Genomic DNA, 16,203 nt, shown 5'->3' on the forward strand with positions numbered 1-16,203 from the left:
CCTGACCCCATGCCGAACTCAGAAGTGAAACGCCGTAGCGCCGATGGTAGTGTGGGGTCTCCCCATGCGAGAGTAGGGAACTGCCAGGCATCAATAAAGTAAAAAAGCCCCGTACGAAAGTACGGGGCTTTTTTACGTCGGTTATCCGCCTGAAACCGAAAGGGACGAGCCGATCACCTCAGCGGAAGCCGCGCTACCGCCGGCCCCACAGTCTGGAAACTCGCCTCATTGGTGGGCTGGCTGACTTCCGCAACGTCGATTTCTACCTGTCGCCAGCAGGCTCGTCCACATAAAGTACATGACGGGCCAGCTCAGGCAGACGCGTATCAGGGTTAAAGCGGAAAGATCTGTGGATCACCCTATAAGCCGTCAGCAAACCTGCCTGAATCACCCATATCCGATCAATGCACAGCGAGCACTGGCTGGGCCAGCTCACCCTCGCTGGATACAAGCACGATTCAGGCATGCACCGTCGACGACAGCGTATCCTCAGTTGCTAAAAGCGGAGTTTTATAAAGGATGACGGAGGATTTACAACGTGGTGCATCATCCGGACAGGAAAGGTCAGAACCGTACCTCTGTCAGAGACGGAGGTACGGTCAGAAACGAGAGCGTTTAGTGAATAACCTGGGACAGGAAAGCGCGGGTACGTTCTGACTTCGGATTTGCAAAAAACTCCTGCGGTGGCGCAACCTCCACGATCTCGCCGCGATCCATAAAGATCACCCGATCGGCAACGGTACGTGCAAAGCCCATCTCATGCGTGACACACAGCATCGTCATGCCATCTTCTGCAAGCCCAATCATGGTATCCAGCACCTCTTTCACCATTTCCGGATCCAGGGCAGAGGTGGGCTCATCAAACAGCATAATTTTAGGTTTCATGCACAATGAACGCGCAATCGCGACACGCTGCTGTTGGCCGCCTGAAAGCTGACCAGGAAACTTATGCGCGTGTTCAGCAATGCGTACGCGCTGCAGATAGTGCATCGCAAGCTCCTCCGCTTCTTTTTTGGCAATCTTACGCACCCACATCGGCGCTAGCGTACAGTTCTGCAAAACCGTAAGGTGAGGAAAAAGATTAAAGTGCTGAAAGACCATGCCGACTTCAGTACGAACGCGCTCTATATTCCGTACGTCATCATTCAGATGAATACCATCGACCACAATCCGCCCCTTCTGATGTTCCTCCAGATGGTTGATACAACGAATCGTCGTCGACTTTCCTGACCCTGACGGACCGCATAGCACGATACGTTCGCGCGGTTTCACCTGCAGATTAATGTCTTTCAGCACATGAAACTGGCCATACCATTTGTTCACATTTTCAAGCGAAATCATCGCATTGGTTGAATCAGTTATTATTTGTGTCATAGAAACCTCAGTGCGATTTACGCCCGGTGTGAAAACGTTTTTCCAGATACTGGCTGTAACGTGACATGCTAAAACAGAAAATCCAGTAGACCAGCGCCGCAAAGACATAGCCCTCTGTGGACATGCCCAGCCAGGCCGGATCGACCGTAGCCTGTTGAACGCTGCTAAACAGATCGAACAAACCGATGATGATAACCAGGCTGGTATCTTTGAATAACGCAATAATGGTATTCACCAGGCCCGGAATGGTGAGTTTTAACGCCTGAGGGAGGATCACCAGCATCTGGGTCTTCCAGTATCCCAGGGCAAGGGATTCAGCGGCTTCATACTGTCCTTTTGGTAATGCCTGCAGCCCACCGCGAACTACCTCGGCCACATACGCCGACTGGAACAGAATCACGCCGACTAAGGCACGTACCAGTTTGTCGATAGTGGTTCCCTCTGCCATAAACAGCGGCAGCATGACCGATGACATGAACAGCACGGTGATCAGCGGAACGCCACGCCAGAACTCAATAAAGATGACAGAAAGCGTACGGACAACAGGCATTTTAGAGCGGCGCCCTAACGCCAGCAAAATGCCTAAAGGTAAGGCGCCCGCAATGCCCACCGAGGCGATGATCAGGGTCAGCGTTAAGCCGCCCCACTGGCGCGTTTCCACGCGATCCAGTCCCAAAAATCCACCGTACAGTAAAAACCAGACGATCAGCGGATAGCATACCGCCCAGACGGCGATATAGCGTCCACGAAAGGGCAACCGTTTCAGGAACATGGGCACAATCGACACTAAGCCAATCACCAGCGCAAGATTAATGCGCCAGCGCAGCTCATGAGGATAGAGCCCATACATAAACTGACCAAAACGGGCATGAATGAAGACCCAGCATGCGCCTTCTTTTGTGCAGTCTGCGCGCGTAGTGCCAAACCAGTTGGCATCAAAGATCAGCCAGTTCAGCGCCGGGGGGATCAGGTGCCAGATCAGCCAGATACATAACAACGTCAGTAAGGTGTTAAACCATCCTGAAAACAGGTTTTTGCGGGCCCATAGCCAGCCCCGGCTCAGCGGCGAGGAGGCTACGGGCGTCGTTTCATGTGCAGTGACAGACATAGTCATCCCGTGTTCTTAACGCTCAACCAGCGCGATTTTGCGGTTATAAAGATTCATCAACAGTGAAATCAGCAGGCTGATAATCAGGTAGACGCTCATCGTAATCGCAATGGTTTCAATAGCCTGACCGGTCTGATTCAGCACCGTACCGGCAAACAGCGACACCATGTCCGGGTAACCTATCGCGGCAGCCAGAGAGGAGTTTTTGACGATATTGAGATACTGGCTGGTCAGGGGCGGAATAATCACTCGCATGGCCTGAGGAATGATGACCTGACGCAGCGTGACGGGATTCGGTAACCCCAGTGAACGCGCCGCTTCATGCTGTCCGTAAGGCACAGCCTGAATACCTGAGCGAATCACCTCGGCAATGAAAGATGACGTATAGATCGACAGGGCCAGCGTGAGCGCTGCCAGCTCAGGTATCATGACGAAGCCGCCCCGGAAGTTAAACCCACGCAACTCCGGGATATCCCAGTGCATGGCGGCACCAAAAACTGCATGCGCAACCAGCGGGAACAGGATCAGCATCGCAACAGCTGCGGGCCAGGAGCGACGTAACTGACCGGTTTTAAGCTGATGCTGTCGGTTAAAACGGTATAAACCGTAGCTCGCCACCACAGCCAGTGCTAGAGCGATAACGAAAGGCCAGGTACCAGGCGCATAGGTCGGCCAGGGAATATACAGGCCACGATTACTCACGAAGGCGAGATCAAAGGCATTCAGCGCCTGACGCGGGCCGGGCAGGTTACGCAACACCGCGAAATACCAAAAGAAAATCTGCAATAACGGCGGGATATTGCGGAAGATTTCAATGTAGATATTCGCGATTTTACGTAATAACCAGTTCTCTGAGAGACGCGCCAGACCAATAAAGAAGCCCAGTATGGAAGCAAATACAATACAAAGTGCGGAAACCAGCAGGGTATTTGTCAGGCCAACCAGAAATACCCGCGCGTAGGTATCCCCTTCGGAATAATCAATAAGATGCTGAACGATGCCGAAACCCGCATTACGTTCTAAAAAACCAAACCCGGAAGTGATACCGCGATTAGCGAGATTGATGACGGTGTTGTGGACGAGATAACCCACCACAGACAGTACGATAACGATCGCCACGATCTGGTAAAGCCAGGCGCGAACCGTGGGATTACCGAACGAAAAATCCCTTTTCACGGTTGGGCGTTGTGACATGTTGAAACCTCAATAACGAAAGCCTTGCTGGGGCACCGCAGAAAACGGTGCCCGACGGGGAGGTAGACTTAACGAACCGGTGGTGCGTACTGAATACCACCCTGGTTCCAGAGCGCATTCTGGCCACGAGCGATTTTCAGCGGGCTGTCTTTACCGACGTTGCGATCAAAACTTTCCTGATAGTTACCGACCTGCTTGATGATGTTGTACGCCCATTTGTTATCGAGCTTCAGATCTTTGCCATAGTCACCCTCGGCACCTAACAGGTGAGCCATATCGGGCGTCGCTGGCTTCGCGGCTTTCTCATCCACGTTTTTAGAGGTGATGCCCATTTCTTCGGCGTTCAGCATGGCAAACAGTGACCATTTCACGATGGTGAACCAGTCATCATCACCACGACGAACAACAGGACCCAACGGTTCTTTAGAGATGACTTCCGGCAGAACAATAAAGTCGTCTGGTTTACCTAATTTGATACGCAGTGCATAAAGTTGTGACTGATCGGAAGCCAGCGTATCGCAACGGCCGCTATCCAGTGCTTTTGCCGATTCGTCGGAGCGGTCAAATGTCACCGGGGTGTACTGCATCTTGTTCGCTTTGAAATAATCCGCAACGTTCAGTTCAGTGTCAGTACCGGCCTGAATACAGACGGTGGCACCATCCAGCTCTTTCGCACTTTTCAGGCCCGCTTTTTTGTGGGTCAGGAAACCAATGCCGTCATAGTAGTTAACACCGGTAAACATGAAGCCCATGCCGCCATCACGTGATGAGGTCCAGGTAGTGTTACGAGAAAGCACGTCTACTTCGCCAGACTGTAATGCGGTGAAGCGCTCTTTTGCGGTCAGCGGGGTATATTTTACTTTTGTTGCATCACCAAATACGGCTGCTGCCGCGGCACGACAGATATCCACATCAAGACCGGTAAATTTACCGCTGGCGTCTGCATAAGAGAAACCTGGCAGGCCATCGCTGATACCACATTGAACGAATCCTTTCTTTTTAATCGCATCCAGCGTGGCGCCTGCGTGGGCTTGCTGAGCAACGGCGAGCAGCGAAGCCGCAGCAACCAGAGTAGAGAGCATCATCTTTTTCATAAAGCATCCTGTGTGGCATGTCGTGTTGTGTTGTTATGTAGTGCGCACTTTGGTGTGCGTTTCCTGTCTGTGGCGATCAGCCATCCACGACTTTGCAAAGCCAGTGCCAGGTTTGCAGAATTCTGAATTCACCTGAAATATCGGGTAATAATCTGAATTATCCGGAAGGCTGCAATAATATGACGCACCAAAAGGATGCATTTCGAGTCGGGTAGATCACATTTAGTGCAATTTGTTTCACTATTTAGCAACAGTGTGAGCCTGTTTGCATGTGGCTCATGTAAGCAGACATGAGATTGCTTAAAAAGGTAGCCGTGCTCACAAAAGGCCGACAGGGCTGGGCTGAAGGGCATGGTGGTACAAAAGACAAAGGCCGCGAAGAAGAGAAAATGTGAAAGGTAAGTCTGTTAAAGTCACGCTGGCGACTGCAACTACAGTTACCATATGTGATGCAACTGTTTCAGCGTTTTTAAAAAAATTTGCGTAGTAACGCACAAATAAAAACGCCAGCCCGAAGGCTGGCGAGATTAACGGTGTGAACCTGAATCAGTTCATGCCGTATTTTTTCAGTTTCTTACGCAGCGTACCGCGGTTGATACCCATCATCAGGGCAGCACGGGTCTGGTTGCCACGGGTATACTGCATCACCATGTCCAACAGAGGCTGCTCGACTTCAGCCAAAACCAGCTCATACAGGTCACTCACATCCTGACCATTCAGTTGAGCAAAATAGTTCTTCAGTGCCTGTTTAACCGAATCACGCAAAGGTTTTTGAGTTACCTGATCCTGTGAGTTAACGGTAGAAACGGTCAGTACGTCAGAATTTACGCGTTGTTCGAACATAGTTCTTTCAGCTCTTTATTTCGTTACGCAAGATTTTCGAAGTATGCCTCCAACGCCTCCAGCTGTTCGCTGGCATCCTCAATGGCGTTGAATGTGCGCCGAAACTGGTCATTTGGGGCATGTTCCTGGAGATACCAGGACACGTGCTTCCGCGCTATACGGTATCCCTTGCCTGGACCGTAAAAGTCGTGCAGCTCACGTATATGCGAAACAAGCAAACGCTTGACCTCTGCCAGTGGCAGCGGGGCAAGCAGCTCCCCAGTGTCCAGATAATGCTGGATTTCCCGGAAGATCCACGGTCTTCCCTGAGCAGCACGTCCTATCATCAAAGCGTCGGCTCCGGTGTAGTCGAGCACTGCTCTGGCTTTATGCGGGTCAGTTATGTCTCCGTTCGCGATAATCGGAATAGAGACACTCTGCTTAACTGTCCGAATGCTGTCGTATTCAGCGTCTCCGTTGAACAGGCAGGCACGAGTGCGGCCATGTATCGTCAAAGCCTGAATGCCACAACGCTCAGCCAATTGGGCAATCGCGACACAGTTTCTGTTTTCTGGATCCCAACCGGTACGGATTTTCAATGTGACCGGTACATCAACCGCATTTACCACGGCAGAGAGAATAGACTCGACCACGGCAGGATATTGCAGTAAGGCCGACCCCGCCATTTTGCGGTTCACCTTTTTGGCTGGGCAACCCATATTAATATCAATCACCTGTGCACCAGCGTCGACATTAATACGTGCAGCCTGAGCCATCTCACTGGGATCACAGCCTGCAATCTGGACGGCACGAATGCCGGGTTCATCACTGTGCACCATGCGTAAACGAGATTTGTCACTGGCCCACACTTCGGGATTGGATGACAACATCTCAGAAACCGCCATTCCTGCACCCATCTCATGACAAAGCGTTCTGAAAGGCCTGTCTGTAATACCGGCCATCGGTGCCGCAATCAGTCGATTTCTCAGCTGGAGGTTTCCAATGCGCATGAAGTCGTAATGCCATACTGTGTCTGCAAGGCGGCGTATATTACGCATTTTTTTCTTAAGATGAAAGGCCAAACTTTGAACAATTCGCAAGAAAACTGCTTTTAGTCTGCTCTGACAAGGGTGTTATGGATAAATGACATTAAAAATCATGGTGTTATCCAGTTATGTTTATTTTGTGAACAAAGGTTTTTCCGACGAAGATTCGGCATTCGCCAGATAAAAAACGTCACATACCGTGATTAACGACACAACACGCCGTACAGACGGTTGACAAAAGCATAGCGATTGAGCGTGAAAGGCAGCGACGACCAGACAGGTTCGCTTTCATCTGTATGAGGAGAAGGTATACAGCCCTGCGACGTTCGCAGGGCAGAGTCTGACGCTCGCATCGTTTACGACGCTAAGCGTTTTTTACACCCGTAATCCGGCACCATTCTTCCTTAACGGCGACAGGGTCCAGCGCAAAGTGCATGGCATAAGCTTCACAGACACTCTCGGCCTGGCTTTCCAGCACGCCTGATAACCCCAGATGCCCGCCTGGTTTAGGCAGCACCCGGATAAGTGGCGCTAACTCACGCAGCGGTCCGGCAAGAATGTTTGCCACCACCACATCAGCCTGCAGGTTTTCCGGTTGCTGATGCGGCAGATAAAGAGACAGACGGTCCGCCACCCCATTGCGCTCGGCATTGTCGCGGCTGGCCTGAATCGCCTGAGGATCGATATCAATGCCAATGGCCTGCGCTGCACCCAGCTTTAAGGCGGCGATCGCCAGGATCCCAGAGCCGCAGCCAAAATCGATCACCGTTTTACCGTTCAGATCCAGACCGTCGAGCCACGTCAGACAGAGCGATGTGGTGGGATGTGTGCCGGTTCCGAAAGCCAGCCCGGGATCCAGCATGACATTGACGGCATTCGGATCGGGCACATCGCGCCAGCTCGGGCAGATCCACAAGCGTTCGCCAAAGCGCATAGGATGGAAATTCTCCATCCACTCGCGTTCCCAGTCTTTGTCTTCGATCTGCTCGATCTTGTGGCGAAAATTCTCTCCCAGCAGTGGATGCTGTGAAAGTTCGGCAATGACGCCTTCCATGTCGCTTTCGGCATCGAACAACCCGATAACATCGGTATCGCCCCATAAACGGGTTTCCCCGGGCAGAGGTTCGTAAACGGGCGTGTCATGGGTATCCTGAAAGGTCACTGACACGGCACCGGTTTCCATCAGTGCATCGCTCAGCGCCTCTGCGTTGGCGCCAGAACTGTTAATTTTGATTTGAATCCACGGCATAACATCTCTCTTAATTCAGTGTTGTGGTGCGTTAACCACGGCGGGTAAACGCCCAAACAGATTGCCGACCAGGAACGCCAGCAGACTTAACAATAAGGAAGGCACGATGGGATGAAATCCCCACAGTTGCAGGCCCAGGGTTGCCAGAATGGCATAACAGCCTCCGCCCACCACCATCCCGCTGAGCGCGCCTGCGGCATTGGCGCGTTCCCAATATAACCCCAGAACCAGCGGCCACAGGAATACTGCCTCCAGCCCACCAAACGCCAGCAGGTTAAGCCAGATAATCATGTCGGGCGGATGCCAGGCCACGAACAGCAAAACGACACCCAGGGCAAATGTCACCGTGCCCGATAACATCCGCAGTCGTGGCTCATTGTCCAGTTGCTGAGGTGCGAGGCGTAAATACAGATCTTTTACCAGCGTAGCGGAAGCCTGCAACAGCTGCGCATTGATGGTCGACATGATCGCCGCCATCGGCGCCGCTAAAAACAGCCCAGCGGCCAGCGGCGGCAGGACGGTAATCATCAGCGTCGGGATAACCCGATCCGGCACGGTCAGATCGGGCAATATGGCGCGGCCCAGCGCGCCTGCCAGATGCATTCCCAGCATCAGTACCACGACCACGATGGTGCCGAGAACAATCGCCCGGTGAACGGCTTTACTGTCCTTGTAGGAAATACAGCGGACAGCGGTATGGGGCAGACCAATAACGCCAAAACAGACCAGAACGATAAACGAGCTCAGGAACGTCGGCGTAATGATATCGCCCGGCCCCTCAGGAGACAGCAGTTTGGGATCAATCGCATGCAGTTTTTCTACAGCAGTGTGGATCCCTCCTGCATGGTGAATAATCGCAAACAGCAGCAAAAAGGTGCCAATCAGCATCACAATGCCCTGCATGGCATCGTTAAGCACGCTGGCCCGGAAGCCGCCAAATGCCGTATAAAGCGCGATAGTCCCACCGAAGATCAGTAATCCCGTGTCGTAGGGGATACCGGCTGCGGTTTCCAGCAGGCGTGCGCCACCGATAAACTGCACGGCCATCGCGCCCACAAAGGCAACGAGTAAACTCAGGCTGGCCAGGACCACCAATAGTGTGCTGCCATAGCGCGCATAGAGCATATCGTTAAGCGTGACCGCATTATGCTTACGCGCCAGAATGGCAAATTTCTTCCCCAGTACACCCAGTGAAAGCCAGACAGCAGGAACCTGAACCATGGCCAGCAGCACCCAGCCCAGACCATATTTATACGCTGCGCCTGGGCCACCGATAAAGGAGCTGGCGCTGATATAGGTGGTGGTGATGGTCATAGCCAGCACAAATCCGCCCATCGAACGGCTACCCAGAAAATACTCGGTCAGGAAATTTCCTTTGCGCTGTTTACGCATCGCAAAGACGGACAGACCGGCAATAACGACCAGATAAGCCAACAGTGGCAGGATGATTTCAGTGTTCATCTTCCTCCTCAAGAGACATCTCACGGAAGCGTGTACGGACCATTAGCCAGCACAGAAAAATGAACAGCAGAGGCGCAAAAATGCAGGAGAGCTCAAACCAGCGTGGCAAACCGGTTATGCCAACCGCATCGCCGCCCGACCAGGCGGAAATGCCCCAGACAGCCAGCCAGGCCAGCGTGAGACAGAGCGACCAGCGAGCCTCTTTGTGAGCCTGTAAAAAACGCGCGTCCATGATGTGACCTTAACGCCAGCGGGAAAAGAAAAAGGCCGGAATATCCGGCCTCAGACTAACTCAGCATTGCGATTACTTCTCGTGCAGGCCGAGTTTTTTCTCCAGATAGTGGATATTGGTGCCACCGTGCTGGAAGTTTTCATCGGACATGATTTTCATCTGCAGTTCGATGTTGGTTTTGATGCCGTCGATAATCAGCTCCGCCAGCGCGTTTTTCATACGGGCAATGGCGATATCACGGGTTTCACCGTAGGTGATGAGCTTTCCGATCATGGAATCATAATACGGCGGCACGCTGTAACCCGCATAAATATGGGATTCCCAACGCACACCAAAACCACCCGGTGCATGGAAACGGGTAATCTTACCAGGGCTTGGCAGGAAGGTGACCGGATCCTCGGCGTTGATACGGCATTCAACCGCATGACCACGAATAATCACATCTTCTTGCTTGATTGACAGCGGCTGGCCAGCAGCAATACGCAGCTGCTCTTTAATCAGGTCGACGCCGGTGATCATTTCGGTGACCGGATGTTCAACCTGAATACGGGTGTTCATTTCAATGAAATAGAACTCGCCATTCTCGTACAGGAACTCAAACGTCCCTGCGCCGCGATAGCCGATATCGATACAGGCTTTAGTACAACGCTCACCGATGAATGAACGCAGCTCTGGCGTAATGCCCGGTGCTGGCGCTTCTTCCACGACTTTCTGGTGGCGGCGCTGCATAGAACAGTCACGCTCGCCCAGATAGATGGCGTTGCCCTGGCCATCAGCCAGAACCTGGATTTCGATGTGACGTGGATTTTCCAGATACTTCTCCATGTACACCATGTCGTTGTTGAAAGCCGCTTTGGCTTCCGCTTTCGTCATGTTGATGGATTGTTCCAGATCTTTGTCACTGCGCACAACGCGCATACCACGACCGCCGCCGCCGCCGGAGGCTTTAATAATGACCGGATAGCCGATGCGCTTGGCGAAGGCACGGTTTTTTTCCATGTCATCGGTCAGTGAGCCATCGGAGCCAGGTACGGTCGGCACGCCAGCTTTCTTCATCGCCGTGATGGCCGACACTTTATCGCCCATCAGGCGGATGGTGTCAGCTTTTGGACCCACAAAGATAAAGCCAGAGCGCTCAACCTGCTCAGCAAAATCCGCGTTCTCAGACAGGAAGCCGTAGCCAGGGTGAATCGCCACCGCGCCGGTGATTTCTGCAGCAGAGATCAACGCCGGGATGTTGAGATAACTTTTGACCGACTGTGCCGGGCCGATGCAAACCGTTTCGTCTGCCAGCAGCACGTGTTTCAGGTCACGGTCCGCGCTTGAGTGAACAGCGACAGTCTTAATGCCCAGTTCTTTACAGGCACGCAGAATGCGCAGTGCAATCTCACCGCGGTTAGCAATAACAATTTTATCCAGCATGGTTCGCCCCGTTATTCGATGACAACAAGTGGCTCGTCAAATTCTACCGGTTGACCACTTTCGACCAGAATGGCTTTAACAACGCCAGATTTGTCGGCTTCGATCTGGTTCATCATTTTCATGGCTTCAACGATGCACAGCGTGTCACCGGCATTGACTTTCTGGCCCACTTCCACAAACGCTTTCGCATCCGGGCTTGGTGTGCGGTAGAAGGTACCGACCATCGGTGAACGTACGATGTGACCACTGATTTCTGCTGGTGCAGCTTCTGCGACAGCGGCAACAGGTGCCACGGCGCTCGCCAGCGCCGGTTGCTGAGCAACAGGCGCAGCATAAGCCTGCTGCATCATCGGATAACCAGTGTTTGCAGGTGCACGACTGATACGAACAGACTCTTCACCTTCGGAAATCTCCAGCTCAGAAATGCCAGATTCTTCAACCAGTTCGATCAGTTTTTTAATTTTACGAATATCCATGAATGGGGTTCCGTACTCAGTTTGATTAATTAGTATGAGACAGGCGCTTTACTGCCGTTTGTAATGCCCACGAGTAGCCATCGGCGCCAAGCCCACAAATAACGCCCGCAGAGACATCAGAAAAATAGGAATGTTGGCGGAAGGGCTCGCGGCTGTGCACATTTGACAGATGAACTTCGATAAAGGGAATGTCCACTGCTAACAGCGCATCACGAAGTGCGACGCTGGTGTGCGTAAACGCGGCAGGATTGATGATGATATAATCCACGTTGCCTTTTGCCTCATGAATGCGATCAATGAGCTGATATTCAGCATTGGACTGCAAATGGCTTAACGCTACATTCAACTGGTCTGCCTGCTGCACCAGACGAGAAACGATCTGATCCAGCGTGACGTCCCCGTATTTTTCAGGCTCGCGCGTTCCCAACAGATTAAGGTTGGGACCGTTCAAAAGCAGAATATGTAATTTATCGGCCATCTTGCTGCCATCTCCCGCAATCATTGAGGCATCGCGTAAAATACCTTGCCGCTTTCCATTTGTCACCCGTCACGGTGAAAAAGAAGCGTCAAATCGCAATAAAGCCGGCCATTATATCCGTTTCGTGGCATTTCGCAGCAAAATACTGGTCTTATCTGCGAAGTTGATCGGATGCGGTCCGGAGACCGCATTTTTGCAGACGATAGCGGGGAAAAGAGCGGTTAACGCGGCCACCACTTAATGAACTTTTTGTAGCGCCAGGCTAACAGGACCAGAGCTAAAAGCGCATAAATAATGGGTTGCGGCGAAAGGATTTTGACTGACCAGAGATAATGGACAGGTGCCAGGATCGCGACCAGATAGATCAGGTTATGCAATGTTTGCCACCGTTTGCCGAGTTTACGCTGCATGCGCTGGAAAGACGTGACGGCCAGCGCCAACAAGATAAACCAGGAGAGGATCCCCAGCGTCAGATAGGGCCGGGAAATCAGCTCACTGCCCAGCAGGCCGATGTTATTTATTCCCAGCTCCAACAGGTAGTAGCTGGTCAAATGCAAACTGGCCCAGAAAAATGTCCAGATCCCCAGCAGGCGTCGGGTCCGAATAAGCAGGGGTTGTTTTATCAGGCGCGTTAAGGGCGACACCAGCAACGTAGCCAGCAGCAGTTTCAATGCCATTCGGCCGGTAAAATGCTGGATATCCTTTGCCGGATCGGCGCTCAGTCCACCGTGCATCGCGGCCATGATCAAATAAACCAACGGCAGGAACGCAGCCAGATGCAACAGGACTTTAAGCCAGCCGATCTGCTTTATTGTCAGGCGCACTCAATAATTCTCCCGCAAATCCATGCCGCGATAGAGCGAGGCAACCTGATCGGCATAACCGTTGAAGAGTAACGTGGGCTGACGATCCACATTAAAGCTACTGCCCGGACCAATAAAACGTTCGGTCGCCTGTGACCAGCGTGGATGGTTCACATGGGGATTCACGTTGGCATAGAAACCATACTCATTGTCGGCAATCTGATTCCATGTCGTTGGCGGTTGATCGTGAGTGAGCGTAATTTTCACAATGGACTTGATGCCCTTAAAGCCATATTTCCACGGAACCGTCAGGCGAATCGGCGCACCATTCTGCGGCGGCAGCGCTTTACCGTATACGCCCGTTGTCAGAATCGTAAGCGGATGCATCGCTTCATCCAGGCGCAAACCTTCTACATAAGGGTAATTGAGCCCGCCGCCAATAAACCGGTCTTTTTGCCCTGGCATCTGATCGGGCGCGTACAGCGTCTGGAAGGCGACGAAGCGGGCTTTGCTGGTGGGTTCTGCCAGCTTCAGCAGTTTATTCAGTTCAAATCCGATCCAGGGAACGACCATCGACCAGGCTTCAACACAGCGCATGCGATAGATTCGTTGCTCCATCGCGAAGCGCTTAAAAATATCATCCATGTCCAGCGTCACGGGCTTAGCCACTTCGCCCTCAATCGTCAGTTTCCAGGGATCGGTTTTTAGGGTACCGGCGTTCGCCGCAGGATCGGCTTTATCCAGACCAAATTCGTAGAAATTGTTGTATCCGGAAACTTTATCGGCGGGCGTTAAGGGCAGGTTAGCCTGGTACTGGGCGGGTTTGGTAAAGTCAAGCGGACGGCCTGCGGGGGCAGCAGGGCGGTCGTTGCCTTTGAACCAGCTCAGGATATCAGCATTCGCCATGCCGGGAAGGCCCATGGCCGCGGCACCCAGCCCCAGCGTCTGAAGCACCCGACGACGGTTCATATTAAAGATGCTTTCTGGCGTTACATCTGCTTCGGTCAGGCTTTTAGTCGGCTTCATCGTTTTTCTCCAGGCGCGATAGTCTCAACCAGCATGATGACTATTACTTATGCTGGCGAATTTCGCTGCAAAAATGTGAAATTTCCTGGCTTCGCTCTCAAATGGGAATCCACTGAAAAATGTAGAATCAGGCGCTGTGAGATCTTCTCAGCGGTATACTTCGCCTTCACGCACAACGCCACTGTTGCCAGACGACATTTGTGTTATTTTGCTCAAATTTCTTCCGGCTGCCGTGCAGCGCCAGCGTGATCCGGCGACAACCGAAGTGAAACAGGCACAGGGATGCGATTAACGACCAAACTTTCTGCATTTATTACACTGATTAGCGTACTGGCAATGGTTTTAATGCTGGTGGGTTGTGCTTTTAGTGTTTTCTGGCTCACGCATCAGCGCGTCGAAAGTCGCGTACAGGTGCTGGCGACCGAAGTTGATAACGTCTTGCTGAGCCAGCCTCCCGATGCGCTCAAGGCCTGGCTGGCCCCGATGTTGCCTGTTATCAACGCGGAGCAACTTTCTCTCTATAATGGTCGCCAACCTGTTTTTACGCTGTCCCGCCATGAAAATCAGATGCTCGAGCACGAAAAAAACCGCTATATCCATTTTGACATTGCGCTAATGCACCAACCGGGAATGCGGCTCCAGTTGACGATTCTCGATCCTGCACAAACCTGGCTACGCTCGATTCCTGCGACTTATACCCTTGTCGCCCTCGTGCTGGTTGTACTGATTATGGCGGTGATGCTGTCCATCATCCATCGCTGGCTGGTGCGTCAATGGCGCGGGATGGAACACCTGGAAAGTCGTTCGGCATCGATTCTTGCTGGCGAGCGTACCTTCTTCCGCCAAAAGCAGCGTGATGAGTGGCCACCCAAAGCCAGTCGGGCGATCGATCAGCTTCTGTCAGATTTACAGGAAGCCGGCGAGCAGCGCGTTCGCATTGATACGTTAATTCGTACCTTTGCTGCGCAGGATGGCCGAACCGGGCTGAATAACCGGCTTTTCTTCGATAATCAGTTGGCCACCTTGCTGGAGGACCAGGAAGATGTCGGGACACACGGCGTGGTCATGATGATCCGCTTTCCTGAGCTCGACACGCACGATCACTCACTTGGACCGGTGCTGGTTGAAGAGTACCTGTTTAACGTCGTCAATATGCTGTCCACTTTTGTCATGCGTTATCCCGGCGCGCTTCTTGCGCGTTATTTTCGCAGTGATTTTGCGGTATTGCTGCCGCACCGCAGCCTGAAAGAGGCCAACAGCATCGCTGACCAGTTAATTAATGCCGTTGATGCGTTACCTCCTATGCGCATGGTGAACCGTGACGACTTTATTCACATTGGTATCAGCGCCTGGCACAGTGGCCAGACGGTGCCGCAGGTAATGGAAAATGTGGAGATGGCGACGCGACGGGCAACGCTGTCCGGTGGCAATAACTGGTCAAACGGCGCGGGCAATCCGCAGGATGCCGGGCGCGGCAGTGTTCGCTGGCGCACTTTGCTGGAAAATACACTCAGTCGCGGTGGGCCGCGGCTCTATCAAAAACCTGCCGTGGACCGTGAGGGCAAGGTTCGTCATCGTGTCATACTCAGCCGCATCTTTGATGGTGATAAAGAAGTGCTGTCGGCTGAATACATGCCACTGGTGCAGCAGCTTGGGATGGTAGAGAGCTGGGACCGGCAGATGGTGTTGCGCATTGCCGCTTTGTCAGAGCTGTGGCCTGAAGAAACACTGGTTATCCCGGTCAGTATCGACTCTCTGTTAAAGCGTCCCTTTGTCGTCTGGTTGCAGCGAATGTTGCTGGCCTGCCCAAAAAGTCAGCGAAAACGATTTTTATTTGAACTTGCGGAAGGGGATGTTTGTCAACACATCAGCCGTTTGATTCCGGTGTTGCATTCGCTCCAGGCATTTGGCTGCCGGATTGCCATCAGTCAGGCAGGACTGACGGTAGTCAGTAGCGCCTATATCAGGCAACTGCCGGTCGCGTTAATCAAGCTGGATGCCGGCCTGGTGCGCAACATTGAGCGCCGTACTGAAAATCAGCTGTTTGTGCGGAGCCTGCTGGACGTCTGCAAGCCGACCGGTACCCGGCTTTATGCGGCAGGCGTTCGCACAAAAGCGGAGTGGCAAACTCTGGTCGAATTAGGGGTTGAAGGCGGGCAGGGCGACCTGTTTTCACCTTCTCAGCCGGTCAACAGTAATGTGAAAAAGTACTCGCAACGTTACCAGATTTAATCGTTTGCCTGAATTCGCCGGTTTTACGCCAGCTTTTAGTGAATACAGGACAACAAACAGGCAGAATAGAGCGCCTGAAATGTTAGATTTTATGTCGGAGTAAAGTTAAGAAAATTCTTTAACAAGCTGCTCTGATAGCGTGATATCGCTGTTCCGCTCGTGTGCGAAACAGCTGTAAATGATTTA

General features: G+C 52.4%; 15 protein-coding genes and 1 rRNA gene. 2 read left to right on the top strand and 14 right to left on the bottom strand.

Going from position 1 to position 16,203, the window contains the following annotated elements; genetic code table 11:
• Positions 1-89, top strand: a 5S ribosomal RNA gene (rrf, locus tag C7434_RS13865); the annotation flags it as partial.
• Between the two features lie 526 nt (positions 90-615).
• Here rrf and C7434_RS13870 read toward each other — a convergent pair.
• The 14 genes from C7434_RS13870 to msrP form a co-directional block, all read right to left on the bottom strand.
• Positions 616-1,374: an amino acid ABC transporter ATP-binding protein gene (locus C7434_RS13870; protein WP_033740081.1), complete on the bottom strand. Its 759-nt coding sequence runs from the start codon at positions 1,372-1,374 to the stop codon at positions 616-618.
• A 7-nt stretch (positions 1,375-1,381) separates the two neighbouring features.
• A complete protein-coding gene (locus C7434_RS13875) occupies positions 1,382-2,488 on the bottom strand; it encodes an amino acid ABC transporter permease (protein ID WP_033740079.1) in 1,107 nt (368 codons plus the stop codon).
• A 9-nt stretch (positions 2,489-2,497) separates the two neighbouring features.
• Entirely contained in the window at positions 2,498-3,676 is a 1,179-nt protein-coding gene (locus C7434_RS13880) for an amino acid ABC transporter permease (protein WP_033740078.1), read from the bottom strand.
• Between the two features lie 68 nt (positions 3,677-3,744).
• Positions 3,745-4,770, bottom strand: a complete 1,026-nt coding sequence (locus C7434_RS13885; protein WP_033740076.1) for an amino acid ABC transporter substrate-binding protein — start codon at positions 4,768-4,770, stop codon at positions 3,745-3,747.
• Positions 4,771-5,316: 546 nt separating this feature from the next.
• Positions 5,317-5,613 carry a DNA-binding transcriptional regulator Fis gene (gene fis / locus C7434_RS13890; protein WP_003855228.1) on the bottom strand — a complete coding sequence of 99 codons (297 nt, stop codon included), beginning with the start codon at positions 5,611-5,613 and terminating at the stop codon, positions 5,317-5,319.
• Between the two features lie 23 nt (positions 5,614-5,636).
• On the bottom strand, positions 5,637-6,602 hold the full coding sequence (gene dusB / locus C7434_RS13895; RefSeq protein WP_033740115.1) for a tRNA dihydrouridine synthase DusB: 966 nt from the start codon (positions 6,600-6,602) through the stop codon (positions 5,637-5,639).
• Between the two features lie 400 nt (positions 6,603-7,002).
• Positions 7,003-7,887 carry a 50S ribosomal protein L11 methyltransferase gene (prmA, locus tag C7434_RS13900; RefSeq protein ID WP_033740074.1) on the bottom strand — a complete coding sequence of 295 codons (885 nt, stop codon included), beginning with the start codon at positions 7,885-7,887 and terminating at the stop codon, positions 7,003-7,005.
• Between the two features lie 15 nt (positions 7,888-7,902).
• Positions 7,903-9,348: a sodium/pantothenate symporter gene (panF, locus tag C7434_RS13905; RefSeq protein ID WP_033740073.1), complete on the bottom strand. Its 1,446-nt coding sequence runs from the start codon at positions 9,346-9,348 to the stop codon at positions 7,903-7,905.
• The gene (locus C7434_RS13910) at positions 9,338-9,580 is read right to left on the bottom strand and encodes a YhdT family protein (RefSeq protein WP_033740072.1); all 243 of its coding nucleotides are present in this window, start codon (positions 9,578-9,580) and stop codon (positions 9,338-9,340) included. Before C7434_RS13910 ends, panF begins: the two co-directional genes overlap by 11 nt.
• A 72-nt stretch (positions 9,581-9,652) precedes the next feature.
• Positions 9,653-11,002 carry an acetyl-CoA carboxylase biotin carboxylase subunit gene (gene accC, locus C7434_RS13915; RefSeq protein ID WP_039341728.1) on the bottom strand — a complete coding sequence of 450 codons (1,350 nt, stop codon included), beginning with the start codon at positions 11,000-11,002 and terminating at the stop codon, positions 9,653-9,655.
• Positions 11,003-11,013: 11 nt separating this feature from the next.
• On the bottom strand, positions 11,014-11,478 hold the full coding sequence (gene accB / locus C7434_RS13920; RefSeq protein ID WP_033740068.1) for an acetyl-CoA carboxylase biotin carboxyl carrier protein: 465 nt from the start codon (positions 11,476-11,478) through the stop codon (positions 11,014-11,016).
• 25 nt (positions 11,479-11,503) lie between these two features.
• Positions 11,504-11,956: a type II 3-dehydroquinate dehydratase gene (gene aroQ / locus C7434_RS13925; protein ID WP_033740114.1), complete on the bottom strand. Its 453-nt coding sequence runs from the start codon at positions 11,954-11,956 to the stop codon at positions 11,504-11,506.
• A gap of 221 nt (positions 11,957-12,177) precedes the next feature.
• The gene (msrQ, locus tag C7434_RS13930) at positions 12,178-12,780 is read right to left on the bottom strand and encodes a protein-methionine-sulfoxide reductase heme-binding subunit MsrQ (RefSeq protein WP_006120980.1); all 603 of its coding nucleotides are present in this window, start codon (positions 12,778-12,780) and stop codon (positions 12,178-12,180) included.
• Positions 12,781-13,785 (bottom strand): protein-methionine-sulfoxide reductase catalytic subunit MsrP, encoded by a 1,005-nt coding sequence (msrP, locus tag C7434_RS13935; RefSeq protein WP_006120979.1) that lies wholly within the window; start codon positions 13,783-13,785, stop codon positions 12,781-12,783.
• Between the two features lie 282 nt (positions 13,786-14,067).
• On the opposite strand from msrP, the gene csrD reads away from it, so the two are divergent.
• On the top strand, positions 14,068-16,017 hold the full coding sequence (gene csrD / locus C7434_RS13940) for an RNase E specificity factor CsrD (protein ID WP_110268752.1): 1,950 nt from the start codon (positions 14,068-14,070) through the stop codon (positions 16,015-16,017).
• Positions 16,018-16,203 lie beyond the last annotated feature (186 nt).

The organism is Pantoea sp. PNA 14-12, from assembly GCF_004364735.1.
In the GTDB taxonomy this organism is placed as follows: Bacteria; Pseudomonadota; Gammaproteobacteria; order Enterobacterales; family Enterobacteriaceae; genus Pantoea; species Pantoea stewartii.